The following is a 25,683-nucleotide window of genomic DNA, read 5'->3' as shown; positions in this document are numbered from 1 at the left end:
TCCGGCTCGATCTTCTGGCGCAGGCGATAGACGTGGGTCTCCAGGGTGTGGGTTGTCACCCCGGCGTTGTAGCCCCAGACCTCGGCCAGCAGCTCCTCGCGCGACACCGGCTTTTCGCCGGCCCGGTAGAGGTATTTCAGGATGTTGGTTTCCTTCTCCGTGAGCCGGATCTTCTTTTGGCCCTCGTCGATCAGCAGCTTGGCGGCGGGGCGGAACTCATAGGCGCCCAGGCGGAACACCGCGCCCTCCGAATGCTCGTGGCTGCGCAGCTGGGCGCGGATGCGGGCCAGGAGCACGGCGAACTTGTAGGGCTTGGTCACATAGTCGTTGGCCCCGGCCTCCAGGCCCTGGACGGTGTCCTCCTCGGCGGCCGCGGCGGTCAGCATGATGATCGGGGCCGCGACGCCCGCGCCCCGCATCTGGCGGCAGGCCTCGCGGCCGTCCATGTCCGGCAGATCGACGTCGAGCAGGATCAGGTCCGGGCGCTCGGTTTCCGCCGCGCGCACGCCATCTCCGCCGGTGGCGGCCTCCACCGTGGCGAAATCTTCGGCCTGGAGCTGTTCGGCCACCGCACCGCGAAGGTCCGCGTCGTCATCGACGATGAGGAGAGTCTTGCGTTGAGCCATGCGTAAGACCATGCACCGTATGACGGTCGCCCGGCAAAAGGATTTGAGGGGCAAGGTGAAGTTCGTCGCCCATGCCGATGGACGCTTCGAGTTCGGCGCGCGGAGCCTGCGCTGCGCGCTCGGCCGCGCCGGGGTCAAGGCCGCCCGGCACAAGCGCGAAGGCGACGGCGCCTCGCCGGCCGGCGCCTGGCCGATCCGCAAGGTGCTTTACCGGCCCGACGTCGGCGCGCCGAAGACCGCCCTGCCCCTGGAGCCGATCGGCCGCGACCAGGGCTGGTCCGACGATCCGGACGATCCGGCCTACAACACGCGCGTGACGCTGCCCTACCGCGGCTCCTTCGAGAAGCTCTGGCGCGACGACCACATCTACGACCTGGTGGTGGTGCTGGGCCACAACGACGACCCGCCGAAGGCCCGCATGGGCTCGTGCATCTTCCTGCACCTGGCGCGCGAGGACTATTCGCCGACCCAGGGCTGCGTGGCGCTGTCACGCCCCGATCTGGAGGCCGTGCTGGCCGAGGCGAGGCCCGGCGACATCCTGGAGATCGTCGAATGATGGGCTGGCCGCTCTGGCTCGGCTTCGTGGCCGCCTCGGCCGTCATCGGGATCATCCCCGGACCCGGCGTCACCGCCATCGTCGGCTATGCCCTGAGTTCCGGGCGGCGCACCGCCATGGCCTCGGTGGCCGGCGCCTCGACCGGGGCCGCGATCTCCATGAGCCTGTCGCTGGCCGGCGCCGGCGCGATCCTGGCGGCCTCGGCGCTGGCTTTCACGGTCCTGAAGTGGGCCGGAGCGGGCTATCTGGTCGGCCTGGGCCTGGCCGCCATCTGGCGCAGCGGCCGGGCGCTGGAGGCCGCGGCGCCGCAGGTCGCGGCGATCCGTCCCGCGACGGCGTTCTGGAGCAATGTGGCCGTGGGCTCGCTGAACCCCAAGACCATCGTCTTCTTCGTGGCCTTCGCGCCGCAGTTCATCAGCGCCCGGGGCGATTACCTGCCCCAGGCCGCCCTGCTGATCGCCACCTTCGTCGGCGTCATCTTCACCACCGACAGCTGTTATGCGCTCGCCGCCTCGCGCGCGGCGCACATCCTGCGGACGCGCAAGGCGGCGCTGTGGTCGAAGCGGGCCGGCGGCGGCGCGCTGATCGCGGCCGGAGTCGCCACGGCGGCCGCCAGATCCTAGGCGCTCCGCCGCGCCCCGAAGATCGCCGAGCCGACACGCACGCTGGTCGCCCCGAAGCGGATCGCGGTCTCGAAGTCGTCGCTCATGCCCATGGAGAGCTTCGCCACGCCGTTGCGCGCGGCGATCTTGGCCAGCAGGGCGAAGTGCGGGCCCGGCGGCTCGGCGACCGGCGGGATGCACATCAGCCCCTCCGGCGCGAGACCATAGGTCTTGCGGCAGAGCGCGATGAAGCCGTCGGCCTCGGCGGGGATGACGCCCGCCTTCTGTGGCTCCTCGCCGGTGTTGACCTGCACATAGAGCCGGACGGCGCGGCCCTGGCGGGCCATCTCCTCGGCCAGCACTCGGGCGAGCTTCTCGCGGTCGAGGGTCTCGATGACCTCGAAGAAGGCGACGGCCTCCTTGGCCTTGTTGGTCTGCAGGGGCCCGATCAGGCGGAGTTCCAGCCCGTCGGCCTTACCCTCCCAGCGACCCATGGCCTCCTGCACCCGGTTCTCGCCGAACACGGTCTGGCCCGCCGCCAGCACCGGGGCCACCGCGTCCCAGGGCTGCATCTTCGAGACCGCGACCAAGGTCACGTCGGCAGGGTCGCGTCCCGCGGCTTGCGCGGCGCGGGCGATCCGGGCCACCACGTCGAGGTAGCCGGCGGCGGCGGGAGGCTCGGCCATCAGTTTCTGGACCCTCAAGCAGACAGCCGCACACCTAGGCCGCGGCGCGGCCCGGCGGAAGGGGCTGCCGTGCCTGCTGTTCTTCACCGACCCGGTCCGCACGCCCGACGCCGAGGCGATCGCGGCCGGTCTGCCGCGCGGCGCGGCCATCGTGTTCCGGGCGTTCGGCGCGGCCGATGCGGAGGCCCAGGGCCGCCGTCTGCGGGCCATCGCCCGAGCCCGCGGGCTGAAGCTGCTGGTCGGCGCCGACGCCGATCTCGCCCGGCGCCTGGGCGCCGACGGCGTGCACCTGCCCGAACGGCTCGCGGCCACGGCCCGCAGGCTCCGACGCCGCGGCTGGATCGTCACCTGCGCGGCCCACTCGCTGGCCGCCGCGCGGCGGGCCAAGGCGGCAGGAGCGGACGCCGTCGTGGTCTCGGCGATCTTCGCCAGCGACAGCCCCTCGGCCGGCGCCCCGATCGGGCCGGTCCGGCTGGCGCTGCTGGTGCGGCAGGCGGGCCTGCCGGTCTATGGCCTGGGGGGGATCAACAACAAGACGGCCCGCCGCCTCAAGGACGCGGGCCTGGTCGGCCTGGCCGGGATAGACGGATTTAGAACTTGAACTGGGTTTCCAGGCGGACGCGGGGCTGACCGGAGTCCGGCGTCAGCTTCTGCGGGCCCGGCTGCAGCTGCTGGTCGCCCAGGGCCACCGCGCCGCCGACCCGAAGGCTGGGGGTGATGCGGTAGTAGGCGCCGGCCTGCACGTCGTTCCAGGTGCCGGGGCGGGTCTCGGGCTGTTGCAGGTTGAGCGTCACGCCCCAGCGGCCGCGCCGCGCGTCGAGGTTGACGCCCTTGGCCGCCACGGCGGTCGCCGCATCCGGCCGGACGGTGAAGTCCACCGGCTTGGCGGGCGCATCGGCGGCCTGCGCAGCGCCGGCCGCGACGCCCAGAAGGGCGACGGCGCCGAGAACCGCAGCAGTGTGGCGAGCCAACATGCTCAAAGACTTAGTCCCTCGTGACCGCAATTGCATCCCTGCGCGTGTCATTCGGCCGCACGGTCAAGGTCGATTACAGACCGCTCAGCCGCCGGGTCAACCTATAGCGACGTCGCAAGGTCCCCGTTAACCCCGGATGGGCGGCGGCTGTGGCGGATCGGTCACGCGATTCCTGTTTGGCGCCAGCGGAGGCGTTGTTATAGAGGGCGCGGCGCGGGGCGGCGCCGTGGCGCTCAATTTCGACCGAGCCGCCGCGGAAATCATTTGGAGACGGAAGCCTATGCCGTTTGTGCGCGGAGTTTGGATGCGGCGCGTTTTCGCCGGCGCGGCGGTGACGGCCGCCTTTGGCCTGAGCGCCTGTTCGACCCCCCACCTGTTCGGCTCGCGGTCGGGCAACGTGCCCAATCCCTCGCAGGCGGCCTCGGTCTCGGTGAACGGCTATCTGTGGCGCGCCAGCCTGGACACCCTGTCGTTCATGCCGCTGGCCTCCGCTGACCCATATGGCGGCGTGATCATCACCGACTGGTACGTCAACCCGGAAAAGCCGGACGAGCGGTTCAAGTGCACCGTCTACATCCTGGATGCCCGCCTGCGCGCCGACGGCCTGAACGTCACGGTGTTCAAGCAGGCCAAGGACGCGGCCGGCGGCTGGGTCGACGCGCCCGCGGCCGCCCAGACCGAAACGGATCTCGAGAACGCCATTCTGACCCGCGCCAGGCAGCTGCGACTTTCGAACATCAAGGGCTGATCCAGGCCCCGAACGTTCGCGAGTCGACGCGCCGCGCGTGAGAGGCCGTTGACCGGAAGTCCCACTCCAGTCCAAAGCCTCCCCCAAGATGGCCCGCTACAATCCGAAGGAAACCGAGCCCAAGTGGCGCCAGGCCTGGGCTGACGCCGACGCCTTCCGCGCCGAGATCGATCCCGCGCGGCCCAAATACTACGTGCTGGAGATGTTCCCCTATCCGTCCGGGCGTCTGCACATGGGCCATGTGCGCAACTACGCCCTGGGCGACGTGATCGCCCGCTTCAAACGCGCCCGCGGCTTCTCTGTGCTGCACCCCATGGGCTGGGACGCCTTCGGCCTGCCCGCCGAGAACGCCGCCATGGAGCGCGGCGTCGATCCCCGGGCCTGGACCTACGACAACATCGACCGGATGCGCGCCGAGCTGAAGCAGCTGGGTCTGGCCATCGACTGGTCGCGCGAGTTCGCCACCTGCGACGTGGAATACTACGGCCAGCAGCAGGCGCTGTTCCTGGAGCTGTTCGACCGCGGCCTGGTCTATCGCCGGGAAGCCACGGTGAACTGGGACCCCGTCGACCAGACGGTGCTGGCCAACGAGCAGGTGGTCGACGGGCGCGGCTGGCGCTCCGGCGCCGTGGTCGAGAAGCGCAAGCTGAACCAGTGGTTCTTCCGCATCACCGACTACGCCGACCAGCTGGTCGACGACCTGGCGACCCTGGACCGCTGGCCCGACAAGGTCCGCCTCATGCAGGAGAACTGGATCGGCCGCTCCAAAGGGCTGCGGTTCACCTTCCCGTTCGACGAGCCGCCCTTCGCCGAATTCGCGCACGGGATCGAGGTCTACACCACGCGCCCCGACACCCTCTACGGGGCGAGCTTCGTGGGCATCGCCCCCGACCACCCGCTGGCGGACCTGGTCGCCCAGTCCGATCCCAAGGCCGCGGCCTTCATCGAGAAGTGCCGCCACGGCGCCGTCTCCGAGGCCGAGATCGAGACCCAGGAAAAGGAAGGCTACGCCACCGGTCTGTTCGTCACCCATCCGTTCGACCCGGACTGGAAGCTCGAGGTCTGGATCGCCAACTTCATCCTGATGGACTACGGCGCCGGCGCGATCTTCGCCTGCCCGGCGCACGACCAGCGCGACCTGGACTTCGCCCGCAAGTACGCCCTGCCGGTCCTGCCCGTGGTGCTGCCGCCGGGCGAGGACCCCGCGACCTTCGACGTCGAGGACGAGGCCTATGTCGGCCCGGGCGCGATCTACAACTCCGGCTTCCTGGACGGCCTCGACATCGAGACCGCCAAGGAGCGGGCCATCGAACGCGTCGAGGCGCAGGGCCAGGGCCATGGCGCGACCGTGTTCCGCCTGCGCGACTGGGGCGTGGCGCGCCAGCGCGGCTGGGGCTGCCCGGTGCCGGTGGTCCATTGCGAGGCCGATGGCGTCGTCCCCCTGCCCAGGAGCGCGCTTCCCGTCGAGCTGCCCAAGGACCTGGAGTTCGGCAAGCCGGGCAATGCGCTGGCCCGCCACCCGACCTGGAAACACACCACCTGTCCGACCTGCGGCGGACCCGCGACGCGCGAGACCGACACGCTCGACACCTTCGTGGACTCGTCCTGGTACTTCGCCCGCTTCACCGATCCCACCGCGGCCGAGCCCATCGACAGGGCCGCCGCCGACTACTGGATGGCGGTCGACCAGTACATCGGCGGCATCGAGCACGCGGTGCTGCACCTGCTCTACGCCCGGTTCATGACCAAGGCCCTGGCCGACGCCGGCCGGCTTTCGGTGCGCGAGCCGTTCGCGGGCCTGTTCACCCAGGGCATGGTCACCCACGAGACCTATCGCCGGCAGAACGGCGACTGGCTGGAGCCGGCGCAGATCGAGCTCACCGTCGAGGGCAAGACCCGCCGCGCGAAGCTGGCGGAAACCGGCGAGCCGGTGGTCATCGGCGACGTCGAGAAGATGTCGAAGTCCAAGCGGAACACCGTCGCGCCGGAGGAGATCTTCGACGTCTATGGCGTCGACGCCGCGCGCCTGTTCGTGCTGTCCGACAGCCCGCCGGAGCGCGACGTGCAGTGGACCTCCGGCGGAGTCCAGGGCGCCTGGCGCTTCGTCAACCGGGTGTGGGACGAGTTCGACAGCCAGCCGCCGGGTGACGTCGGGGCCGCGGTGGGACCGGTGGCGGGCGACGAGGCCGCGCAGGGCCTGCGTGTCGCGAGCCACAAGCTGGTCAAGGCCATGACCGAGGCCATCGAGACCTTCCGCTTCAACTCCGGCATCGCCCGGCTCTACGAGTTCCTCAACCTCCTGAAGGCCCATCCGGCCAAGGGCGCGAGCGAGGGCGTCCTGGTGGCCCGTCAGGAGGCGCTGTCGGCCTTCGCCCGCCTGATCGCCCCGTTCACGCCGCACCTGGCGGAAGAATGCTGGGCGCGGGTCGGCGGTCAGGGCATGGTGGTCGACGCTCCGTGGCCGGCCTTCGATCCGGCCCTGACGGCGGACGCCGAAAGGATCCTGCCGGTGCAGGTCAACGGCAAGCGGCGGGGCGAGATCACGGCGCCGGCCGGCGCCGATGCGGCGGAGGTGGAGAAGATCGTGCTTGACGACCCCGAGATCGCACGGCGCCTTGAGGGCCTGACCATTCGCAAGGTGATCGTGGTGAAGGATCGCATCGTCAACATCGTGGCCGCCTGATGAAATCCCTCGCGGTCCTGGCCGCCCTGACCATCGCCGCCGCGGGCCTTTCGGGCTGCGGGTTCGCGCCGCTCTATGCCCAGCCGGGGGTGGTGACGAGCCTTGCCGCCATCCAGGTGGAGGCGCCGCAGGGCCGCACGGGCTTCCTGATCCGCGAGCACCTGGACGACGCCTTCGCCAGGGACCGGTCGCGCCAACCCGCCTATCACATGCAGCTGGCGCTCGCCGAGCAGCGCTATCCGCGCGGCGTCCGCGTCGACAACGTCGCCACCCGCTACGAGTACGTGCTGATCGCCACCTACGCCCTGACCAGCGTCCCGTCGGGCGCCCTCGCCAAGCGCGGCACGGTGCGGGTCGAGCTGACCTACGACAGCGCCGACCAGCCCTACGCCTCGGTCGCCGCGCAGCAGGACGCCCAGGACCGCGCCGCCGAGGAGGCCGCCCGCCGCATCCAGCTGGAGCTGGCCACCTGGCTGGCGCAGGGCGCCAGACCCCCAGAGGTCAAGGCGCCGGCCAAGCCCGGCTAGCCTCAGACGGCGCGGGCATGATCCTCAGCAAACGCCCGGACATCGAGCGCTTCCTGAAAAGTCCGGATTCGAGGATCCGCGCCGCGGTGATCTATGGCCGCGACATGGGCGTGGTGCGCGACCGCGGCCACGAACTGGCGCGCAAGATCGCCCGGGATCCGGACGACCCCTTCGACGTAGCCCAGCTCACCGATGGCGACCTCGACGCCGACCCCGGGCGGCTGGAGGCCGAGCTGTCCGCTCAGTCGCTGATGGGCGGTCGCCGGCTGGTGCGGCTGCGGCTCACCTCCGACAAGGTCGGTCCCGACAAGATCGCCGCCGAGGCGCTCGGGCGTCATGCCGCCGGCGAGCTGAACCCCGACGCCTTCCTGGTGGTCGAGGCCGGCGCGCTCGGCCGCGACTCCACCCTGCGCAAGATCGCCGAGAAGGCCGAGGGCGCGGCGGTCATCCCCTGCTACGAGGACGAGCCGGGCGACGTGGCGCGGCTGGCCCGCGAGCTGCTGGCCAAGGACAATGTCGGCCTGAACACCGATGCGCTCGCCCTGCTGGTGGCGCGCCTGCCCAAGGAACGCGGCGTCGCCCGCCAGGAGCTGGAGCGGCTGGCGCTCTACCTGGGCCCGGGCTCGGGGACCACCGCCACTCCCGCCGACCTGGAAGACTTCTTCGGCGTCGAGCCGGAAGCCTCCCTGGCCGACGCCGCCGCGGATGCGTTCGGCGGTCGCCTCGCCGACGCCCAGGCCGGCCTGCGCCGCGCCGCCCAGGAGGGTGAGGCCGGCCCGGCCGCGGTCCGGGCGCTGGGCTTTCACCTCGGGCGCCTGCGCCGCACGCTGACCCTCGCCAAGGCCGGGGCCGGGCTGCAGGAAGCCGCCAAGGCCTCGGGCGTGTTCTGGAAACAGGAGCGGGAGTTCCTCCGCCAAGCGCGCGCCTGGTCGCTCGACGACCTCGACCGCCTGCAGCCGGAGGTTCTCGCCGCCGACAAAGCCTGCAAGACCACCGGCTCCCCCGACCAGCTCATCGCCCAGCGCCTGGCGCTGACCATCGCCGGCCGGGCGCGAAGGTTGGGACTGTAGTCAGCCGCGCTTGCCGGTGCGCCCCCGCAGCGCTTAGCCTCTCTCCAACAAGAATGTTTGGGGAGGCTGGAATGCATCGTCTCGCGCTGGCGGCGTCGCTCGCCGCGTTCATGCTGGCGCCCGCCGCCCAGGCCCAGGCGCCGAAGCCCGCCACGAGCTACCACGCGCCGCGCGCCGCCGACGGTCATCCCGACCTCGAGGGAACCTGGACCAACGCCAGCCTGACGCGGCTGGAGCGCAATCCGAAATACGATCACCTGGCGCTCACCGAGGCGGAGGCGGCGCAGATCGAGGGGCGCAACAAGGCGCTGATCTCGCTCGGCAACAGGCCCACCGACCCGAAGGCCAAGGTCACCGACCTGCCGGCCGACTGCTCGGACAATCGCGGGACCAACTGCAATTACAACGCCGCCTGGACGGACCCCGGCGCGACCGTCATGCGGGTCGCCGGCCAGCCGCGCTCGGGCTTCATCACCACGCCGGCCAATGGCCGCATCCCCATGCGTCCGGGCGTGCGGCCCTCGGCGCCCAACAGCCTGCGCGCCGGCTCGGGCCCCAGCGATAACCCCGAAACCCGCGCGCTCGGGGAGCGCTGCCTGCTGGGCTTCGGGGGCACCTCGGGGCCGATCATGCTGCCGGTGCTCTACAACAACACCTACCAGATCGTGCAGAGCGAGGGTCACCTGGCGATCCTGGTGGAGATGGACCACGACGTGCGCACCGTGCGGATGGGCGCGCGCCAGCACCTGCCCGCCGCCGTCCGGCCCTGGATGGGCGATTCCATCGGCTGGTGGGAGGGCGACAGCCTGGTCATCGAGACCACCAACTTCCACCCAGAGGAGACCCTGCGTGGCGCCTCGGATCACCTGAAGGTCACCGAGCGCCTGACCCGGGTCGGCAAGGACCGGTTGCACTACGCCTTCTGGGTCGAGGATCCGAGCGTGTTCACCGAGCCCTGGGGCGGCGAATACGAGTTCGCCCGCGCCCGCGGGCCCGTCTATGAATACGCCTGCCACGAGGGCAACTACGGCCTGGTGGGCATCCTGTCGGGAGCCCGCGCCGAGGAGCGCACGGGGGTCAAGACCGCGCCCACCAACATCGACCAGGTCGCCAAGGCCGAGGACGGCGAGGAAGGCGGGCCGAGCAACTAGCGAACCCGCGAATACACCCACACGTCCGGCGGGTCGGCGGCGTCGGAGTAGCCGCCCTTGCGTAAGGTCCCCTCGCGTTGGTAGCCGCAGGCCTCCGCCAGCCGCGCCGAGGCCTCGTTCCAGGTCTCGATGATCAGTTGCAGGCGATGGCAGGCCGGGCGCTGGGCGAACAGATGGTCGCCGAACAGCCGCACCGCCTCCGAGGCATAGCCTTTCCCGCGGTCGGCCTCGGCGTGGATGATGTAGCCGATCTCGTAGCCGTGGAGGCCCATGCCGGCGCGGTAGAACTGCATGGTGCCCACCAGGCGACCGCCGGCCTCGATGGCCACGGCGCCGGCGTCGTCGGTCCAGAACCCGGTCTGGTCGAACACGTCGGTCAGCCGGGCGAGGTGGGTCAGGGGCTCCAGGATCGACAGCGTGTACTGGAAGCCCGCCGCGCCCTCGAGGTCGGCGCGCTCGATCTGGCGCAGGCGGACGCGGCTGCCCTCAGCCAAGATCATGTGCGCGTCAGGCGCCGGCAGATCTCGTCGAGTTGCTCCAGGGTCGCATATTTGATCTTCAGCTCCCCCGCCCCGCCCCGGTCGGTGACCTCCACGGCCATGCCGAGCGCGTCCTCGAGGTCGGCCTCCAGGGCGTGGGTGTCGGCGTCCTTGGGCGCGCGGCGCGGGCCGGAGGCCTTCTTCGGTCGGTCGGCGGCCCCCTTGGCCAGCGCCTCGGCTTCGCGGACCGAAAGTCCTTTGGATACAATGAGTTCGGCCAAGGCCTCGGGATCGGGCGCGGTGGCGATGGCTCGCGCATGGCCGGCGGTCAGGCGGCCGGCCATCAGGTGCGCCTGGACGCTGGGCGGCAGGGTGGCGAGCCGCAGGGTATTGGCCACGTGGCTGCGGCTCTTGCCGACCACGCGGGCGGTCTCGTCCTGGGTATATTGCATCCGCCCCATCAGGGCGGCGTAGGCCTTGGCCTCTTCCAGCGGGTTGAGGTCGGTGCGCTGGACGTTCTCGACGATGGCGATCTCGAAGGCCTGGTTGTCGCCCAGCTCGCGCACCAGGGCCGGCACCGCGGTCAACCCCGCCCGCTGGGCCGCGCGCCAGCGGCGCTCGCCGGCCACGATCTGGTACTCGCCGGGCTTGGCCGCCCAGGGCCGCACCAGGATCGGCTGCAGCACGCCCTTCTCGCGGATCGAGCCGGCCAGCTCCTCCAGCTCGGCCTCGGCGAACTGGGTGCGCGGCTGGTCGGGATTGCGGTGGATCAGCTCGATCGGCAGTTCGCGCGCGCCCTCGCCCGCGGCGACCGAGGCGGCGGCGCCCTCCGCGCCTTCCTCGGCCTCGCCCAGCAGGGCCGAAAGCCCCCGGCCCAATCCCCTGCGGCTCTCCGCCATCACATTCCCCTCAGGCCGCAGCCGCTCTGCGGTCACGCTCACGCAGCACCACTTCGCGGGCCAGCTTCAGATAGGCTTGGCTCCCCGCGCACTTCAGATCATAGACCAGCGCCGGCTTGCCGAACGACGGCGCCTCGGAGACCCGCACGTTGCGGGGGATCACCGTCTGGTAGACCGTCTCGCCGAAGTGGCTGCGGACATCGCTCGCCACCTGTTCCGAGAGGCTGTTGCGCCGATCGTACATGGTCAGCACGATCCCCTGGATCTCCAGCTTCGGGTTCAACGAGCCGCGCACCAGATCGATGGTGCGCATCAGCTGGGTCAGGCCTTCCAGCGCGAAGAACTCGCACTGCAGGGGCGCCAGCACCGCGTCGGCCGCGGCCATGGCGTTGACGGTCAGCAGGCCCAGCGACGGCGGGCAGTCGATCAGCGCATAGGTGTAGTCCCCCGCCTCGCGGATCGCATCCAGGGCGTCGCGCAGCTTGTAGGAGCGCCGCGGCGCATGGCCGAGCTCCAGCTCGATGCCGGCGAGGTCCGGATCCGACGGCGTCAGGTGCAGTCCCGGCACGGCCGTGTGCACGATCGCCTCGGAAAGCGGCTTCTCGCCCATCAGCACGTCGTAGAGGGTGGTCTTGCGCTGCGCCCGGCCGATGCCGAGGCCGGTGGAGGCGTTGCCCTGCGGATCGGAATCGATCAGCAGCACCTTTTCGCCCACCGCCGCCAGGGCGGTGCCGAGGTTGATGGCGGTGGTGGTCTTGCCCACCCCGCCCTTCTGGTTGGCGACCACCAGCACGCGCAGGGACCTACCGGACACGGCGCAGCCTCCGCACGCGGACGATCCGGCCTCTGGGGTCGCTCAGCGATGGCACGATCTCGGCCTCAAACTCCCAAGACTTAGTAGCCTCTTCCAATTCAGACGCAACATCTTGTCCCTTGAGGAACCAGCCGGTCGCGCCCTTCGCCAGGTAGGGCCGGGCATAGCCGAGCAGGCGCGAGAGCGGGGCGCAAGCGCGCGCAGTGACGCTGTCCACAGCCAGATCGAGGTTTTCCGCCCTGGCGTTGTGGATCGTGGCCGGAAGGTCGAGCTCGGCGACCACTTCGGAGAGGAATCGGCAGCGCTTGGCCATGCTCTCCACCAGATGGGCGTGGAAGCCCTCGCGCCCCTTGCCGAGGATCGCCAGGACGACGCCCGGCAGGCCCGCCCCGGCCCCGAGGTCGGCCCAGGTGCGCGCAGCCCCGTCGAGCTTCAGGAGCTGGGCGCTATCCCAGGCATGGCGGTTCCAGAAGTCTGGGAGGGTCGAGGGCCCGACGAGGTTCATCACCGCGTTCCACTCGCCGAGCAGGGTGCGGAAGCGCTCCAGGTCGGCCATCTGCTCCGGCGACGCGCCGCTGGCCGCGGCGAAGCTCGGCGCATCGGCGACGGTCACGGCCTCAGGCCGCGCGGCGGCGGACGTGGGCCAAGAGCGCCGTGAGCGCGCCGGGCGTCACGCCTTCGATCCGCGCCGCCTGGCCTAGGGTCAAGGGCTTGATCGAGCTCAGCTTTTCGCGGACCTCATGAGAGAGGCCGCCCACCGCGCCATAGTCCAGATCGGCCGGCAGCCGCAGGTCCTCGTCGCGCCGGAAGGCCGCCGCGTCGGCCGCCTGGCGGTCCAGGTAGCCGGCATAGGAGGCGTCGATCTCCACCTGCTCGCGCACCGCCGCCGGCCAGGCGGAAAGCGCCGGCCAGAGCCTCGCCAGGTCGTCGAAGCCGATCGAGGGATAGGCCAGCAGCTGCATCACATTGCGCCGCTGGCCGTCGGCCTTCACCGGCAGCCCGGCCCTGGCGGCCGCCGCCGGGGTGAGCGTCAGGGCCTGCGCCTGCGTCCGGGCCTGGGCTAGGGCGTCGGCCTTCTCGCGGAACACCCGCGCGCGGCCCGAACCCACAACACCGAGCCCGACGCCCTTGGCCGTCAGCCGCTGGTCGGCGTTGTCGGCGCGCAGCGTCAGGCGGAACTCCGCCCGCGAAGTGAACATGCGGTAGGGCTCGGTCACCCCGCGGGTCACCAGGTCGTCGATCAGCACGCCGATATAGGCCTCGTCGCGGGCGAACTCGGCGGCCGGGCTGCCGGCGGCGGCGCGCGCGGCGTTCAGCCCGGCGACCAGGCCCTGGGCGGCCGCCTCCTCATAGCCCGTGGTGCCGTTGATCTGGCCGGCCAGATAGAGGCCCGGCAGCCGCTTGGCCTCCAGGGTCGGGAACAGCTCGCGCGGGTCCACATAGTCGTATTCGATGGCGTAGCCGTAGCGGCGCACCACGACCTGCTCGAGTCCGGGAATGGTCTTCAGGAACGCATCCTGGGTCTCGGAGCTGACGGACGTCGAGACGCCGTTCGGATAGACGGTGTCGTCGTCGAGGCCTTCCGGCTCGAGGAAGATCTGGTGGCTGGTCTTGTCGCGGAAGCGGACCACCTTGTCCTCGATGGACGGGCAGTATCGCGGTCCACGGCTGGATACCTTGCCGCCATAGACCGCGGACTCGCCGAGTCGCTCGGCGATGATCCTGTGGGTTTCCTCGGTCGTGTAGGTGATGCCGCACGGGATCTGCGGGGTGGTGATCGCCGCGGTGAGGAAGGAAAACGGGATCGGCTCGGCGTCGGGCGCCTGCATTTCCAGGCGGTCCCAGGCGATGGTCCTGCCGTCCAGGCGGGCCGGGGTGCCGGTCTTCAGCCGCCCCATGGCCAGGCCAGAGGCATAGAGCCGGTCCGAGAGTCCGATCGCCGGCGCGTCGCCGACCCGGCCGGCCGGGATCCGCTCGTCGCCTCGATGGATCACGCCCTTCAGGAAGGTGCCGGTGGTCAGCACCACGCGGGCCGCCGCATAGGCCTGGCCGCGCGCGCCCAGCACGCCGGTCACGCGGCCATCCGTGACGATCAGGTCCTCGACGGCCTCGGCCCTGACGGTGAGGTTGGGCGTGGCGGCCAGTTCGGCCTGCATGGCCTCGCGATAGAGCCGCCGGTCGATCTGCGAGCGCGGCCCGCGCACCGCCGCGCCCTTGGAGCGGTTCAGCATGCGGAACTGGATGCCGGCCACGTCGGCGAGCCGCCCCATGACGCCGTCCAGCGCATCGATCTCGCGGACCAGGTGGCCCTTGCCCAGCCCGCCGATCGCCGGGTTGCAGCTCATCTCGCCGATGGTCTCGAGCTTGTGGGTAAGCAACAGGGTGCGCGCACCGAACCGCGCCGCCGCGGCCGCCGCCTCGCACCCGGCGTGCCCGCCGCCGATGATGATCACGTCCCAAGGTTTGTTCGGCCAAGTCATGGTCGGCGGGATATAGTCGATCGGCGAGCGTGTTTCACGTGAAACACTATTTCCCGATGCAGAAGGTCGCGAAGATGCGGCCCAGCACGGCTTCGGGGTCGATCCGCCCGGTGATGCGGTCGAGCGCGCGGGCGGCAAGGCGCACGTCCTCGGCGGCGAGCTCCAGTCGATCCGGTTCGGCCAGCGCATGGCGCAGGCGGTCGGCGGCCTCGGCGAGCAGCTCGCGGTGGCGCAGGCGCGTGGCGGCGGGGGGCTCGGCGCCGGCCAGGGCCTCGACGACCCGCTCGGAGATCAGTTCGGCCATCCAGGCCATGTCGTTGGGGCTCTTGGCGGTCACCGAGGCGACGGCGAGCGCGCGGTCCTGCGCATCCTCCGCCGCCTTCCAGCCGGCCTCGTTCTCCGGCAGATCGCGCTTGGTGATCACCAGGATATCGCCGGGCCGCAGCTCGCGGGGCGGCTCGACCGCCTCGGCCAGCGAGCCGTCCACCAGCCATAGGCGCAGGTCGGCGGCCTCGGCCCAGGCGCGGGCCCGGCGCACGCCCTCGGCCTCGATCTCGTTGGCGGTGTCGCGCAGGCCCGCCGTGTCGGCCAGCAGCAGCTTGTAGCCCGCCAGCACAAGCGGGACCTCGATCACGTCGCGCGTCGTGCCCGGGGTGGCGGTGACGATGGCCGCGTCGCGGCCGGCCAGCGCATTGAGCAGGGTCGACTTGCCGGCGTTGGGCGCGCCCAGCAGGGCGACGCGATAGCCTTCGCGCACCCGCTCGCCACGTGAGACGTCGGCCGCGGCCGCCTCGATCTGGTCGGCCAGCAACTCGAGCAGCGGCCCGGCGCGCGCGACGACATCGGCGGGCACCTCTTCGTCCGGGAAATCCACCGCCGCCTCGAACATCGCCAGCGCCTCGGTCAGGGCCTCGCGCCAGGTCGCCTGCACCGCAGAGAGCCGGCCGCCGAGCTGTTCCAGGGCCTGGCGCCGCTGCGCCTCGGTTTCGGCATCGATCAGGTCGGCGACGGCTTCGGCCTGGGCGAGGTCCAGCTTGCCGTTCTCGAAGGCGCGGCGGGTGAATTCGCCGGGCTCGGCCAGCCGCAGCCCCAGTCCCGCCAGGGCGCCGACCAGGGCCTCGATCACCGCCGGGCCGCCATGCACGTGGAACTCAGCGGCGTCCTCGCCGGTGTAGCTGCCCGGCCCCTCGAACCACAGCACCAGGCCGGAATCGATCTCGCGGCCCTCGCCGTCGAACAGCCGCCGCAGCGACGCCGTCCGCACCTTGGGCACATCGCCGGCGATGGCCCCTACCGCCATGGCGGTCTTCGGTCCGGAGACGCGCACCACCGCCACCGCCGCGCGGCCGGCGGCCGTCGCCGGCGCGAAGATGGTGTCGCTCATGGTTGGCGCCTGGCTGCCAAGGCTCACCCCTTGGCGGCGGCGGCCAGGCCCGTTTCCATCAGCTTGCGGAACTGCTCCTGGGCGCCGGCCCCGAACGCCATCCAGTTCTTCATCAGCTCCTCAGGCGCCAGCGCCGACATGTTGGCGGCCATCCGCGTCTGCATCTCGGCGACCAGCGCCTCGTTGAGCGCGCTGACGTCAGGCAGGCCCATGAACCGGCGGGCCTCCTCCGGGGTGCAATCCACCTCGACGGTCATCTTCATGGCTCTCGCACTCCTTGCGCCTTCAGCTTTTCGATATGGCCCGCCCAGGCCTCATCGCGCTAGTAGCCATGCGACATTCACGGAGGCGAGCCATGGGCGAGCGCACCACCATCACCGTCAAGGACGGATCGTTCTCGGTCTATGTGGCCCGGCCCAAGGCGGCCTCCGCCCCCGCCGTGGTGGTCCTCCAGGAGATCTTCGGGGTGAACCAGGTGATGCGCGACATCACCGATGGCCTCGCGTCCCAAGGCTACCTCGCCATCTGTCCGGACCTGTTCTGGCGGATCGAGCCCGGCATCGACATCACCGACCAGTCCGAGGCCGAGTGGAAGCGGGCCTTCGAGCTGTTCAACGCCTTCGACGTCGACGCCGGCGTCAGGGACATCGCCGCGACCATCGCGGCCGTCCGCAAGGACCCGGGCTGCAGCGGCAAGGTGGGCGCGGTGGGCTTCTGCCTCGGCGGCCTGCTGGCCTTCCTGACCGCCACGCGCACCGACGCGGACGCCTCGGTCGGCTACTACGGCGTCGGCATCGAGAGCCGCGTGGCCGAGGCGGAGAAGCTGGTGAAACCGCTGATGCTGCACATCGCCGAGGAGGATCAGTTCACGCCCAAGGAAGCGCAGGCCGTCATCCTGCAGGCGCTGAAGGATCACCCCTGCGTCGAGATCCATACCTATCCGGGCCGCGACCACGCCTTCGCCCGGATGGGCGGGGCGCACTATGACGAGGCCGACGCCAAGCTGGCCGGCGGCCGCACCCTGCAGTTCTTCAAGAAACACATCGGCTGAGCCATGCGCGCCATCCAGTTCGAAGCCACCGGCGGCCCCGAGGTCCTGAAGCTGGTCGACATCGCCGAACCCGAGCCCAGGCCCGGTCAGGTGCGGGTGCGCCACGAGGCGATCGGGATCAATTTCATCGACACCTACCACCGCACCGGGCTCTACCCGGTCAAACTGCCCTGCACGCCGGGCGGCGAGGCGGCGGGCATGGTGGACGCGGTGGGCGAGGGCGTCACCCGGCTGAAGGTCGGCGACCGCGTCGCCTATTGCGGCGGCTTCGGCGCCTATGCCGAGAAGAACGTTGTCGCCGCCGACCGGGCGGTGAAGATCCCCGCTGGCGTCGAGAGCCGCACCGCCGCGGCCAGCCTGCTCAAGGGCATGACCGTCGAGGCGCTGATCCGGCGCACCTATCCGGTACAGGCCGGCGAGACGGTGCTGGTCCACGCCGCCGTCGGCGGGGTGGGCCAGATCATGACCCAATGGCTGAAGGCGATCGGCGCGACGGTGATCGCCACTGTGGGCTCCGAGGCCAAGGCGGCGCGCGCCCGCGAGCTGGGCGCCGACCACGTCATCCTCTACCGCGAGGAGGACGTGGCCGCCGAGGTGAAGCGGATCACCGGCGGCCGCGGCGTGCCGGTCGCCTATGACTCGGTGGGCAAGGATACCTTCGAGGCGACGCTGAAGAGCCTGGCGCGCCGCGGCCTGTTCGTCAGCTTCGGCAATGCCTCCGGGCCGCCGGACCCGGTGCCGCCCGGACGCCTCGCGCAGGGCGGCTCGCTCTACCTGACGCGCCCGACCCTCTTCGACTACATCGTGACGAGCGACGAGCTGGACGCCAGCGCCGGCGCGGTCTTCGAGATGATCGGCTCGGGCAAGATCAAGATCGACATTGGCCAGACCTTCCCGCTGGCCGAGGCGCGGGCCGCGCACGAGGCCCTGGAGAGCCGCTCGACGATCGGGGCCAGCTTGCTGATTCCGTAACCGGCTACTTCCGCGCCGACGCGGGGAGTTCTGTTTCACGTGAAACAGCAGCACCGGGTAAGGCCGGCGGGCGCTACCGGGTGGCGCTGAGGATGGCCTGTCGGATCCTCGCCTGAGACGCTGGGAGCCGCGTCTCCATGCGTCATGCGCGGCGAAATTCGCCACAGGGCCAATTTTGCAAGGCAAAGGGGCTCCGGTTTCCCGAAGCCCCTGAATTCATTCAGCTTCTGAACGGTGGCGCGTTAGGTGTTCATCGACTGGAAGAACTCGTCGTTGTTCTTCGACTGCCGCAGCTTGTCGAGCAGGAACTCGATGGCGTCCTGGGCGCCCATGGGGGCCAGGATGCGGCGCAGCACGTGGGTCTTGGCGAGCTGGTCCTTGGGCGTGATCAGCTCGTCCTTGCGGGTGCCGGACTTGAGGATGTCGATGGCCGGATAGATGCGCTTGTCGGCGACCTTGCGGTCGAGGACGATTTCCGAGTTACCGGTGCCCTTGAACTCTTCGAAGATCACCTCGTCCATCCGGCTGCCGGTGTCGATCAGCGAGGTGGAGATGATGGTCAGGGAACCGCCCTCCTCGATGTTCCGCGCCGCGCCGAAGAAGCGCTTGGGCCGCTGCAGGGCGTTGGCGTCGACGCCGCCGGTCAGCACCTTGCCCGACGACGGCACCACGGTGTTGTAGGCCCGGCCGAGGCGGGTGATGTTGTCCAGCAGGATCACCACGTCGCGCTTGTGCTCGACCAGGCGCTTGGCCTTTTCGATGACCATTTCAGCGACCTGCACGTGACGGGCCGCCGGCTCGTCGAAGGTCGAGGAGATCACCTCGCCCTTCACCGTGCGCTGCATGTCGGTGACTTCTTCCGGGCGCTCGTCGACCAGCAGGACGATCAGGTAGCACTCCGGGTGGTTGGCCGCGATCGCCTTGGCGATGTTCTGCATCATGATCGTCTTGCCGACCCTGGGCGGGGCGACGATCAGGCAGCGCTGGCCCTTGCCGAGCGGGGCGACGATGTCGATCACCCGGCCCGAGCGGTCCTTCAGGGTGGGATCGTCGATCTCCATCTTCAGGCGCTCGTCCGGATAGAGCGGCGTCAGGTTGTCGAACAGCACCTTGTGACGGACGTTCTCCGGCGCCTCGAAATTGATCTGGCTGACATTGACCAGGGCGAAGTAGCGCTCGCCTTCGCGGGGCGCGCGGATGCCGCCCTCGACCGTGTCGCCGGTGCGCAGGCCGAACTTCCGGATCTGCGAGGGACTGACGTAGATGTCGTCGGGGCCGGGCAGGTAGTTGGCCTCAGGCGACCGCAGGAAGCCGAAGCCGTCCTGCACGACCTCCAGGGTGCCGGAGCCGAAGATCTCCACGCCTTCTTCGGCGAGGGTCTTGAGGATCGCGAACATCATGTCCTGCTTGCGCATGGAGTTCGCGTTCTCGATCTCCAGTTGCTCGGCGAAGCTGAGCAAGTCCGCGGGTGATTTGTCCTTCAGCTCCTGCAGGCTCATCCGCGTCAGGCCAAGGGCCTGGATGGCGCGGGAAGCTTCGGTGGGCTCCTCGGGACCGCCGTCGCCGTCATCGACGAGGGATTGGGTGTCGGGGGCCTGGGCCTCTGCCACCTGAACCTCGGGGGTCTCGGGCGCCTCGGGCTCGGCGGTCTCGCCGGGGGGGATCGTGGGATTGTCGTCTTGCATGGATGTACTCGGGGATTCCAGCCGCGCGCGGTCTTGGACCCCGGGCGCGGGCTTCTTTGATCGTTGAAGGCGCGGGTCGCGCGCCGGTGTGGTCTTTGTCGTCTCGTGGGGACCGGCTGGATCTCGCGCGCTTCGCGCGGGGAGCCGGAAAATGCGGGGCGTGCTGCGGCGTCCGCAACACGTGGGTCGATCGGAACCACAGTCGCCGGGTGCGGTCAAGCACCGCGGCGCCGCAGATCCCCGCCTTCGAGGGCGCTCTCAGCTTCCCAACTTGGTGGTGACCGCCAGGACCATGACGATGGCGGCGAGGAACGGCAGCTCGTTGGTCATCCGCCAGAACTTCGCCGACCGGGGCCGCAGGCCGGCCGCGATCTGCTTGCGCGCCCGGGCCAGATAGCCATGCCAGCTCAGCAGGAACACCACGCCGGCGAGCTTGGTCAGCATCCAGGGCGTTTCCAGGAAGCCCCAGCCGAGGCGCCGGCTGCCGTCCAGATATATGAGCGACAGGCCGAGAATAAAGGCCACGGTCATCGCCGGGTTGATGATGATCCGCAGCAGCTTGGCTTCCCAGACCTTGAAGTGCGCGTCGAACTCGGTCCCGGGCGGGGCTGTCTCGGTATGGTAGGCGAACAGCCTCGGCAGGTAGAGCATGCCGGCCATCCAGGCGATGACCGCGATGATGTGCAGGCCCCTCAGCAGATTGTACCAGGTCATGCCGCGCTCCCCCGTCGACAGGCGCATTGTGAAAGCCCGGCCGGACAGAGCCAAGGGCCGTAGGGCCGCGCCGCGCCCTCGGTCTCCAGGCGATCCAGCGCCGCCTTGGCCAGGTCGGCGATGAAGGCCGGCGCCACGCCGGGCGTCGCAGCCCGCAGGTAGGGCGCGCAGCCGACCTCCCGCGCCAGGCGCGCATAGTCATGGTCGAGCTCGACGAGGGTCTCCACATGCTCGGAGACGAAGGCGATCGGGGCGACCAGCACGCCCTTGCCCTCCGCCCCAGCGCGTCGGATCTCGTGGTCGGTGGAGGGCTCCAGCCACTTCAGCGGCCCCACCCGGCTCTGGAAACAGACCTGCCAGTCGGCGAGCTCCGGGAGCTGCGCGGCGATGGCCGCCGCCGTCGCCTGGATCTGGGCGCGGTACGGGTCGCCGCCGTCGACGATCTTCTGCGGCAGGCCGTGGGCCGAGAACAGCAGCCTGATGTTGCTGGGCTTTCCGGCCGTCTGCCAGGCGCCGCGGATCGCCTGGGCGTGGGCCTCCACGAGCCCGGCGGCGGTCGGATAGCAACACACCGCTCGGCTGCGCCCCGGTCCGCGGTAGGCCCGCGTCCAGGCCTGCAAAGAGGAGGCGGTGGTGGTGGTCGAGTACTGCGGATAGAGCGGCAGCAGGACGATCTCGTCCGGCCCGAACGCCGCCACCTCGCGCGCCGTCTCCCTCGCGAACGGTTTCCAGTAGCGCATGGCGATGAACACCCGGGCCTCGATGCCCGGCGCCTGATTGGCAAGCTCCGCGGCCAGCGCCCTGGCCTGCGCTTGGGTCTCCGGCAACAGCGGCGAGGCGCCGCCCATGATGTCGTAGTTGGCCTTCGCGATCTTCTCGCGGGACTGGGAGATCAGCGCCGCCAGCGGATAGCGGACGACCGCCGGGACCTGGAGGATCGCAGCGTCGCGGAACAGGTTGAACAGGAATGGCCGGACGGCGTCTGGCCCATCTGGCCCGCCCAGGTTGAAGAGGACGACGGCGAGCTTCACGCGCGGGCCAGGACCTTCACCGGCGTCCCGGTCACCCGCCCGACGACGCGGGCGATATGCTCGATCGGGGTGTCGGGCATGATGCCGTGGCCGAGGTTGAAGATGTAGGGGCCATCGCCCCACTGCCCGAGCAGTTGATCGACGCGGGCGTCGAGCGCCGGCCCCCCGGCGCGCAGCAACAGGTTGTCGAGCGCCCCCTGGATGGTCTTGCCCTGGGCCTGCAGCCGTCGGCCGAGCGCGGCGGACGCCTGGGTGTCCAGCCCCACGCCCTCCACCGGAACCGCCTCCGCATAGACCTCCACCAGGGCCCCCGCCCCGCGCGGGAAGCCGATGAAGGGCGCGGTGACGCCGGCGGCGCGCACCTTCTCGACGATGGCGGTGTGCGGCCCCACGACGATCCGCTCGAAGACGTCCTCGGCCAGCTGCTCGGCCCAGCTCTCGAAGATCTGCAGCGCCTGGGCCCCGGCGCGGGCCTGCATGACCAGGTAGCGGGCGGTGGCGTCCACCAGCACTTCCAGGAGGGCGTCGAGCTTCTCGGGGTCCTGGTAGGCGAAGGTCCTGGCCGCCGAGCGGTCGGAGGTGCGGCCTTCGATCATGTAGGTGGCCACCGTCCAGGGCCCGCCGGCGAAGCCGATCAGGGCGCGCTCCGGCTCGAGTTCGGCCCGCACCCGCGACAGGGTCTCGCCGATGTTGGCCAGGCGACCGGTCGAGGCCTCCACCTGGTCGGCGAGCGCGGCGATCTCCGGCAGCGGACCGAGCCTTGGCCCCTCCCCCGCCTCGAACCACACCTCCTGGCCAAGCGCCTGGGGGATCAGCAGGATGTCGGCGAAGACGATGGCGGCATCCAGCGGGAAGCGGCGCATCGGCTGCAGGGTGGCCTCGGCGGCCATCTCCGGGTTCATGCAGAAGGCGATGAAGTCCGCCGCCCTGGCGCGCAGCTGGTGGTATTCCGGCAGCGAGCGGCCGGCCTGGCGCATGAACCACACCGGTGGCCGGTCCAGGGTCTCGCCGGAAAGGGCGCGCAACAGGCGGGGCTGATCGCTCATGGGCCGCTTAAACCCCGGCCAGCCCGTGGGCTCAAGCCCGTCCCGCCGGACGGTCCACCTCCCTGCCCTTCTACCCTTTAGAAGAATCTTGAACTGGATTGAGGAAGTAAGCGGTAGGGCCTGTCGAGCGTGGGGACAACTCGCCCGTCCCTGCGACCTTCCGAACCTTGTCCCCAGCTTGTCCCACGCCGCCGGAGACCGTTGTCCCGCCCCTGTGGAAAGCGGGGAGCGACCGCTTAGGCGGCTTAGGCGCTTAAGAATTCGTTAACCTCTCGGCGCAGGATCGGGGGGCGGTTGGCGGCCGGGTCAAGGGTGTCGACAATCGGCGCGTTGCACGACCCGGCGACCGCGGGCCTGGGGGTTAATGAACTGTAAACGGCCGGTCTTATCCCTGTCTTAATTTGCGCAGGCGCCCGGGCCGCCGGACCGCACGATCTATCCCCATTCCCGCCCAGCTTCGCTAAGAGTGGTCCACAGAACTTGTCCCCAGGTTTTTCGGACACCGCCTTGGCCAACCCCTCCGCCTCCAGCCCCCGGCTCGCGACCTACTTCCACGTCCATCTGGTGTCGGATTCCACCGGTGAGACCTTGAACGCTATGGCCCGCGCGGTCTGCGCGCGCTTCGACAACGTCCTGCCCATCGAGCACATCTACGCCCTGGTGCGCTCGCAGCGGCAGCTCGACCGGGCGCTGGGCGACATCGAGGAGGCGCCCGGCGTCGTCATCCACACGATCGTCGACGACAAGCTGCGCCATGCGCTGGAGGAAGGCTGCCGGCGGATGGACATGCCGTGCATCCCCGCGCTCGATCCGCTGGTCGGCGCACTGTCGCATTACCTCGGCGCCTCGACGACCACGCGGGTGGGCGCCCACCTGCGGCTCGACAACGACTATTTCAACCGCATGGACGCCCTGAACTACGCCATCGGCCACGACGACGGCCAGGGCGGCCAGGATCTCGACCGCGCCGATGTGGTGCTTGTGGGGGTGTCGCGGACCTCGAAGACGCCCACCTGCATCTACCTGGCGCACCGCGGCGTGCGGGCCGCCAACGTGCCGCTGGTGCCGGGCCGCAGCCCCCCGGAGCGGCTGTTCCAGCTGAACAGCGCCCTGGTCGTCGGCCTGACCGTCTCGCCCGACCGGCTGATCCAGATCCGCCGCAACCGGCTCCTCAGCCTGAAGGAGGAGCGGGAGTCGAGCTACATCGACGTCGATGCGGTGCGCGACGAGATCGTCCAGGCCCGCCGGCTCTACGAGCGCCACGGCTGGCCGGTGATCGACGTGACCCGCCGCTCGGTGGAGGAAACCGCCGCAGCGATCCTCAACCTGTTGCACGGCGGCCACGGCCAGGTGGAGGTGCTCGGGTGAGCCAGCCGGTGGTGCTGGCCTCGACCAGCCGCGCGCGGCGCGCGGTGCTGGCCGGCGCCGGCCTCGAGTTCCAGGCGGTGGACTCCGGGCTCGACGAGGAGGCGGCCAAGACCGCGCTGAAATCTCAGGGCGCGTCGCCGCGCAAGATCGCCGAGGCTCTGGCCGAGGCCAAGGCGGTAAAGGCGTCGGCCGCGCACAACGGCCTGGTGATCGGCGCCGACCAGACGCTGGAGTTCGAGGGCGCGCTTTACGACAAGGTCGAGACCCTCGAGGCGGCGCGCGCGCGGCTGAAGCTGTTGCGCGGCAGGCCGCACCGGCTGCATTCGGCGGTGGTCGTGGCGCAGGGCGGCGCGGCGGTCTGGCGCAACCTCGCTAGCGCCACGCTCACCATGCGCGACTTCTCCGACGGCTTCCTGGAGGCCTATCTGGCGACCGAGGGCGAGGCCGCCCTGGGCTCGGTGGGCTGCTATCGGCTGGAAGGCCCCGGCGCACAGCTGTTCTCGGCCATCGAGGGGGACTATTTCGCTATCCTCGGCCTGCCCTTGCTGGGCCTGCTGGAGTTTCTGCGTCAGCACGGAGCGCTCGCCACATGAGCCGACAGATCAGCGGCAAGACCATCGTCGCCGGCGTCGCCGGCCAGCCGGTCTGGCAGTCGCTGAGCCCGCTGCTGCACAACGCCTGGCTGGAAACGGCCGGGATCGACGGTGTCTACGTGGCCTTCGCCCCGCCAGCCGACAACTTCCGCGATTTCGCCCATGGGCTGCGCGGCGGGGCCGTGAGGGGCATCAACGTCACCCTGCCCTTCAAGGAGGCGGCGCTGTCGATCAGCGACCGGGCGACGCCCAGGGCCAAGCGGGCGGACGCGGCGAATCTGCTGCTGTTCGAGGCCGATGGTTCGATCATCGCCGACAACACCGATGGCATCGGCCTGCTGGCCGCCTTCGCCCTGCAGGCGCCGGGCTTCGATCCCAAGGCCGGGCCGGTGGTGATCATCGGCGCGGGCGGGGCGGCCCGCGGGGCCGCGGCGGCCTTCCAGGCCGCCGGCGCGCCGGAGGTGCGGATCGTCAACCGCACCATCGCCAAGGCGGAGTTCGTAGCCGGCGCGCTGGGCGAATGCGGCCGATCCTTTCATCTGGACGAGGCCCGCGGCGCGCTGGCCGGGGCCACCGCGGTGGTCAACGCCACCTCCGCCGGCCTGATCAACGGCGGCCGCGTGGAGATCCCGCTCGACGCGACGCCCGAGACCGCGGTGATCATGGACATGGTCTACACGCCGCTCATCACCCCGTTCCTGCAGGAAGCCCAGGCGCTCGGTCGCCGCACGGTGGACGGGCTCGGCATGCTGGTCGGCCAGGCGGAGCCCTCGTTCGAGGCCTTCTTCGGCCGGCCGCCGCCGGAGGGCATCGACGTCCGGGCGCTGGCGCTGGCGGCGGTCGGGGCGGCGGCATGATCCTGATCGGCCTCACCGGCTCCATCGGCATGGGCAAGTCGACGACGGCAGCCATGTTCCGCGAAGCGGGCGTGCCGGTCTATGACGCCGATGCGGCCGTCGCCGACCTCTATTCCGTGGGTGGGGCGGCGGTCGGACCGGTGGGCGAGGCCTTTCCCGGCGTGGTCCGGGACGGCGCCATCGACCGCGAGGCGCTGCGCCAGCGCGTGCTGGGCCAGCCGGACGAGCTGAAACGGCTGAACGCCATCGTCCATCCGCTGGTCGGCCGCGATCGGGGGCATTTCTTCAAGGCGGCGGAGGAGGCCGGCGCCGACATGGTGGTGCTCGACATCCCGCTGCTGTTCGAAACCGGCGGCCACGCCAACATGGACGCCGTGGTGGTGGTCACGGCGCCGCAGGAGATGCAGCGCGAACGGGTGCTCGCGCGGCCCGGCATGACCCCTGAACGGCTCGACGCCATCCTCGCCCAGCAGGTCGCCGACGCCGAGAAGCGGGCCCGCGCGCACTTCGTCGTCGACACCAGCCGGGGCCTGGAGCCGGCCCGGGCCCAGGTCGCCGAGATCGTCGCGGCCATGCGCGATCCGGCGCGACGACCGGCCGCCGCTCCGGGCGCGTGACGCGCCCGAAACTTTCCATTTTTCAAAGTCGCGCCGCACGGGGCGCGACTTTGAGGGAGGTTGAGCGCCG

The 25,683-nt window shown here is 70.6% G+C and carries 28 protein-coding genes; 14 read left to right on the top strand and 14 right to left on the bottom strand.

What is annotated here, in order from left to right:
• The coding region (locus VGT80_RS15005; RefSeq protein WP_327457169.1) for a response regulator transcription factor at positions 1-626 on the bottom strand (626 nt) is incomplete at its 3' end.
• Between VGT80_RS15005 and VGT80_RS15000 the strand changes: the two genes are divergently transcribed.
• Positions 625-1,182 carry a L,D-transpeptidase family protein gene (locus tag VGT80_RS15000; RefSeq protein WP_327457167.1) on the top strand — a complete coding sequence of 186 codons (558 nt, stop codon included), beginning with the start codon at positions 625-627 and terminating at the stop codon, positions 1,180-1,182. The two genes, VGT80_RS15005 and VGT80_RS15000, sit on opposite strands and share 2 nt — an antisense overlap.
• On the top strand, positions 1,179-1,805 hold the full coding sequence (locus VGT80_RS14995; protein WP_327457165.1) for a LysE family translocator: 627 nt from the start codon (positions 1,179-1,181) through the stop codon (positions 1,803-1,805). The genes VGT80_RS15000 and VGT80_RS14995 overlap by 4 nt, the downstream gene beginning before the upstream one ends.
• Here VGT80_RS14995 and VGT80_RS14990 read toward each other — a convergent pair.
• Entirely contained in the window at positions 1,802-2,470 is a 669-nt protein-coding gene (locus VGT80_RS14990) for a YggS family pyridoxal phosphate-dependent enzyme (protein WP_327457163.1), read from the bottom strand. The genes VGT80_RS14995 and VGT80_RS14990 overlap by 4 nt on opposite strands.
• On the opposite strand from VGT80_RS14990, the gene VGT80_RS14985 reads away from it, so the two are divergent.
• Positions 2,469-3,071: a thiamine phosphate synthase gene (locus VGT80_RS14985; protein ID WP_327457179.1), complete on the top strand. Its 603-nt coding sequence runs from the start codon at positions 2,469-2,471 to the stop codon at positions 3,069-3,071. The genes VGT80_RS14990 and VGT80_RS14985 overlap by 2 nt on opposite strands.
• Here the strand turns inward: VGT80_RS14985 and VGT80_RS14980 are convergent.
• Entirely contained in the window at positions 3,061-3,444 is a 384-nt protein-coding gene (locus tag VGT80_RS14980; RefSeq protein WP_327457177.1) for an NtrZ family periplasmic regulatory protein, read from the bottom strand. The two genes, VGT80_RS14985 and VGT80_RS14980, sit on opposite strands and share 11 nt — an antisense overlap.
• 304 nt (positions 3,445-3,748) lie before the next feature.
• Between VGT80_RS14980 and VGT80_RS14975 the strand changes: the two genes are divergently transcribed.
• From VGT80_RS14975 to VGT80_RS14955, 5 genes are all read left to right on the top strand, one after another.
• On the top strand, positions 3,749-4,192 hold the full coding sequence (locus tag VGT80_RS14975; RefSeq protein ID WP_414693916.1) for a DUF3576 domain-containing protein: 444 nt from the start codon (positions 3,749-3,751) through the stop codon (positions 4,190-4,192).
• Between the two features lie 88 nt (positions 4,193-4,280).
• A complete protein-coding gene (gene leuS, locus VGT80_RS14970; protein ID WP_327457161.1) occupies positions 4,281-6,875 on the top strand; it encodes a leucine--tRNA ligase in 2,595 nt (864 codons plus the stop codon).
• Positions 6,875-7,402, top strand: a complete 528-nt coding sequence (gene lptE, locus VGT80_RS14965; protein ID WP_327457159.1) for an LPS assembly lipoprotein LptE — start codon at positions 6,875-6,877, stop codon at positions 7,400-7,402. The genes leuS and lptE overlap by 1 nt, the downstream gene beginning before the upstream one ends.
• A gap of 17 nt (positions 7,403-7,419) precedes the next feature.
• Positions 7,420-8,472, top strand: coding sequence for a DNA polymerase III subunit delta (holA, locus tag VGT80_RS14960; protein WP_327457157.1), 1,053 nt, complete (start codon positions 7,420-7,422; stop codon positions 8,470-8,472).
• A 71-nt stretch (positions 8,473-8,543) separates the two neighbouring features.
• Positions 8,544-9,623, top strand: coding sequence for a hypothetical protein (locus VGT80_RS14955; protein WP_327457156.1), 1,080 nt, complete (start codon positions 8,544-8,546; stop codon positions 9,621-9,623).
• On the opposite strand, the gene VGT80_RS14950 is transcribed toward VGT80_RS14955, so the two are convergent.
• From VGT80_RS14950 to VGT80_RS14920, 7 genes are read right to left on the bottom strand one after another with little or no spacing between them, the layout of a single operon-like run.
• Positions 9,620-10,123, bottom strand: coding sequence for a GNAT family protein (locus VGT80_RS14950; protein WP_327457154.1), 504 nt, complete (start codon positions 10,121-10,123; stop codon positions 9,620-9,622). The two genes, VGT80_RS14955 and VGT80_RS14950, sit on opposite strands and share 4 nt — an antisense overlap.
• On the bottom strand, positions 10,120-11,001 hold the full coding sequence (locus VGT80_RS14945; RefSeq protein WP_327457152.1) for a ParB/RepB/Spo0J family partition protein: 882 nt from the start codon (positions 10,999-11,001) through the stop codon (positions 10,120-10,122). The genes VGT80_RS14950 and VGT80_RS14945 overlap by 4 nt, the downstream gene beginning before the upstream one ends.
• A gap of 10 nt (positions 11,002-11,011) precedes the next feature.
• Positions 11,012-11,815, bottom strand: a complete 804-nt coding sequence (locus VGT80_RS14940) for a ParA family protein (RefSeq protein ID WP_327457150.1) — start codon at positions 11,813-11,815, stop codon at positions 11,012-11,014.
• Positions 11,805-12,428 (bottom strand): 16S rRNA (guanine(527)-N(7))-methyltransferase RsmG, encoded by a 624-nt coding sequence (rsmG, locus tag VGT80_RS14935; protein WP_414693915.1) that lies wholly within the window; start codon positions 12,426-12,428, stop codon positions 11,805-11,807. The genes VGT80_RS14940 and rsmG overlap by 11 nt, the downstream gene beginning before the upstream one ends.
• 4 nt (positions 12,429-12,432) lie before the next feature.
• Positions 12,433-14,295 carry a tRNA uridine-5-carboxymethylaminomethyl(34) synthesis enzyme MnmG gene (gene mnmG, locus VGT80_RS14930; protein ID WP_327457148.1) on the bottom strand — a complete coding sequence of 621 codons (1,863 nt, stop codon included), beginning with the start codon at positions 14,293-14,295 and terminating at the stop codon, positions 12,433-12,435.
• 46 nt (positions 14,296-14,341) lie between these two features.
• A complete protein-coding gene (mnmE, locus tag VGT80_RS14925) occupies positions 14,342-15,679 on the bottom strand; it encodes a tRNA uridine-5-carboxymethylaminomethyl(34) synthesis GTPase MnmE (protein WP_327457146.1) in 1,338 nt (445 codons plus the stop codon).
• A 23-nt stretch (positions 15,680-15,702) separates the two neighbouring features.
• On the bottom strand, positions 15,703-15,942 hold the full coding sequence (locus tag VGT80_RS14920; RefSeq protein WP_327457144.1) for a DUF6489 family protein: 240 nt from the start codon (positions 15,940-15,942) through the stop codon (positions 15,703-15,705).
• Between the two features lie 92 nt (positions 15,943-16,034).
• Here VGT80_RS14920 and VGT80_RS14915 point away from each other — a divergent pair, with 92 nt between their 5' ends.
• Together VGT80_RS14915 and VGT80_RS14910 are read left to right on the top strand one after the other, a co-directional pair.
• Complete coding sequence (locus tag VGT80_RS14915; RefSeq protein WP_327457142.1) at positions 16,035-16,730, top strand: dienelactone hydrolase family protein; 696 nt, start codon at positions 16,035-16,037, stop codon at positions 16,728-16,730.
• 3 nt (positions 16,731-16,733) lie between these two features.
• Positions 16,734-17,702: a quinone oxidoreductase gene (locus tag VGT80_RS14910; protein WP_327457140.1), complete on the top strand. Its 969-nt coding sequence runs from the start codon at positions 16,734-16,736 to the stop codon at positions 17,700-17,702.
• Positions 17,703-17,944: 242 nt separating this feature from the next.
• Here the strand turns inward: VGT80_RS14910 and rho are convergent, their stop codons facing one another.
• From rho to hemE, 4 genes are all read right to left on the bottom strand, one after another.
• Entirely contained in the window at positions 17,945-19,387 is a 1,443-nt protein-coding gene (gene rho / locus VGT80_RS14905; RefSeq protein WP_327457138.1) for a transcription termination factor Rho, read from the bottom strand.
• Positions 19,388-19,645: 258 nt separating this feature from the next.
• The gene (locus VGT80_RS14900; RefSeq protein ID WP_327457136.1) at positions 19,646-20,101 is read right to left on the bottom strand and encodes a CopD family protein; all 456 of its coding nucleotides are present in this window, start codon (positions 20,099-20,101) and stop codon (positions 19,646-19,648) included.
• On the bottom strand, positions 20,098-21,132 hold the full coding sequence (hemH, locus tag VGT80_RS14895; protein ID WP_327457134.1) for a ferrochelatase: 1,035 nt from the start codon (positions 21,130-21,132) through the stop codon (positions 20,098-20,100). Before hemH ends, VGT80_RS14900 begins: the two co-directional genes overlap by 4 nt.
• Positions 21,129-22,178, bottom strand: coding sequence for a uroporphyrinogen decarboxylase (gene hemE / locus VGT80_RS14890; RefSeq protein ID WP_327457132.1), 1,050 nt, complete (start codon positions 22,176-22,178; stop codon positions 21,129-21,131). Before hemE ends, hemH begins: the two co-directional genes overlap by 4 nt.
• Before the next feature lie 507 nt (positions 22,179-22,685).
• On the opposite strand from hemE, the gene VGT80_RS14885 reads away from it, so the two are divergent.
• Genes VGT80_RS14885 through coaE form a run of 4 tightly spaced genes read left to right on the top strand, consistent with a single transcriptional unit; the run spans position 22,686 to position 25,613 of the window.
• A complete protein-coding gene (locus VGT80_RS14885) occupies positions 22,686-23,546 on the top strand; it encodes a pyruvate, water dikinase regulatory protein (RefSeq protein WP_327457130.1) in 861 nt (286 codons plus the stop codon).
• Entirely contained in the window at positions 23,543-24,139 is a 597-nt protein-coding gene (locus VGT80_RS14880; RefSeq protein ID WP_327457128.1) for a Maf family protein, read from the top strand. Before VGT80_RS14885 ends, VGT80_RS14880 begins: the two co-directional genes overlap by 4 nt.
• Positions 24,136-24,996: a shikimate dehydrogenase gene (aroE, locus tag VGT80_RS14875; RefSeq protein WP_327457126.1), complete on the top strand. Its 861-nt coding sequence runs from the start codon at positions 24,136-24,138 to the stop codon at positions 24,994-24,996. Before VGT80_RS14880 ends, aroE begins: the two co-directional genes overlap by 4 nt.
• Positions 24,993-25,613, top strand: a complete 621-nt coding sequence (gene coaE, locus VGT80_RS14870; RefSeq protein ID WP_327457124.1) for a dephospho-CoA kinase — start codon at positions 24,993-24,995, stop codon at positions 25,611-25,613. Before aroE ends, coaE begins: the two co-directional genes overlap by 4 nt.
• Positions 25,614-25,683 lie beyond the last annotated feature (70 nt).

Source organism: Phenylobacterium sp. (assembly GCF_035944335.1).
GTDB lineage: Bacteria > Pseudomonadota > Alphaproteobacteria > Caulobacterales > Caulobacteraceae > Phenylobacterium.
The sequence above is the reverse complement of the archived record's forward strand: the minus strand, read 5'-3'. Positions and strand labels throughout refer to the sequence as shown.

Coding starts and splice junctions, on each gene's coding strand:
- VGT80_RS14980 (WP_327457177.1), bottom strand. CDS start 3,444: ATGTTGGCTCGCCACACTGCTGCGGTTCTCGGCGCCGTCGCCCTTCTG.
- leuS (WP_327457161.1), top strand. CDS start 4,281: ATGGCCCGCTACAATCCGAAGGAAACCGAGCCCAAGTGGCGCCAGGCC.
- VGT80_RS14915 (WP_327457142.1), top strand. CDS start 16,035: ATGGGCGAGCGCACCACCATCACCGTCAAGGACGGATCGTTCTCGGTC.
- holA (WP_327457157.1), top strand. CDS start 7,420: ATGATCCTCAGCAAACGCCCGGACATCGAGCGCTTCCTGAAAAGTCCG.
- VGT80_RS15000 (WP_327457167.1), top strand. CDS start 625: ATGCGTAAGACCATGCACCGTATGACGGTCGCCCGGCAAAAGGATTTG.
- hemE (WP_327457132.1), bottom strand. CDS start 22,178: ATGAGCGATCAGCCCCGCCTGTTGCGCGCCCTTTCCGGCGAGACCCTG.
- VGT80_RS14975 (WP_414693916.1), top strand. CDS start 3,749: ATGCGGCGCGTTTTCGCCGGCGCGGCGGTGACGGCCGCCTTTGGCCTG.
- VGT80_RS14945 (WP_327457152.1), bottom strand. CDS start 11,001: ATGGCGGAGAGCCGCAGGGGATTGGGCCGGGGGCTTTCGGCCCTGCTG.
- coaE (WP_327457124.1), top strand. CDS start 24,993: ATGATCCTGATCGGCCTCACCGGCTCCATCGGCATGGGCAAGTCGACG.
- VGT80_RS14955 (WP_327457156.1), top strand. CDS start 8,544: ATGCATCGTCTCGCGCTGGCGGCGTCGCTCGCCGCGTTCATGCTGGCG.
- lptE (WP_327457159.1), top strand. CDS start 6,875: ATGAAATCCCTCGCGGTCCTGGCCGCCCTGACCATCGCCGCCGCGGGC.
- VGT80_RS14995 (WP_327457165.1), top strand. CDS start 1,179: ATGATGGGCTGGCCGCTCTGGCTCGGCTTCGTGGCCGCCTCGGCCGTC.
- aroE (WP_327457126.1), top strand. CDS start 24,136: ATGAGCCGACAGATCAGCGGCAAGACCATCGTCGCCGGCGTCGCCGGC.
- rho (WP_327457138.1), bottom strand. CDS start 19,387: ATGCAAGACGACAATCCCACGATCCCCCCCGGCGAGACCGCCGAGCCC.
- mnmG (WP_327457148.1), bottom strand. CDS start 14,295: ATGACTTGGCCGAACAAACCTTGGGACGTGATCATCATCGGCGGCGGG.
- VGT80_RS14990 (WP_327457163.1), bottom strand. CDS start 2,470: ATGGCCGAGCCTCCCGCCGCCGCCGGCTACCTCGACGTGGTGGCCCGG.
- VGT80_RS14950 (WP_327457154.1), bottom strand. CDS start 10,123: ATGATCTTGGCTGAGGGCAGCCGCGTCCGCCTGCGCCAGATCGAGCGC.
- VGT80_RS14910 (WP_327457140.1), top strand. CDS start 16,734: ATGCGCGCCATCCAGTTCGAAGCCACCGGCGGCCCCGAGGTCCTGAAG.
- mnmE (WP_327457146.1), bottom strand. CDS start 15,679: ATGAGCGACACCATCTTCGCGCCGGCGACGGCCGCCGGCCGCGCGGCG.
- VGT80_RS14900 (WP_327457136.1), bottom strand. CDS start 20,101: ATGACCTGGTACAATCTGCTGAGGGGCCTGCACATCATCGCGGTCATC.
- VGT80_RS14920 (WP_327457144.1), bottom strand. CDS start 15,942: ATGAAGATGACCGTCGAGGTGGATTGCACCCCGGAGGAGGCCCGCCGG.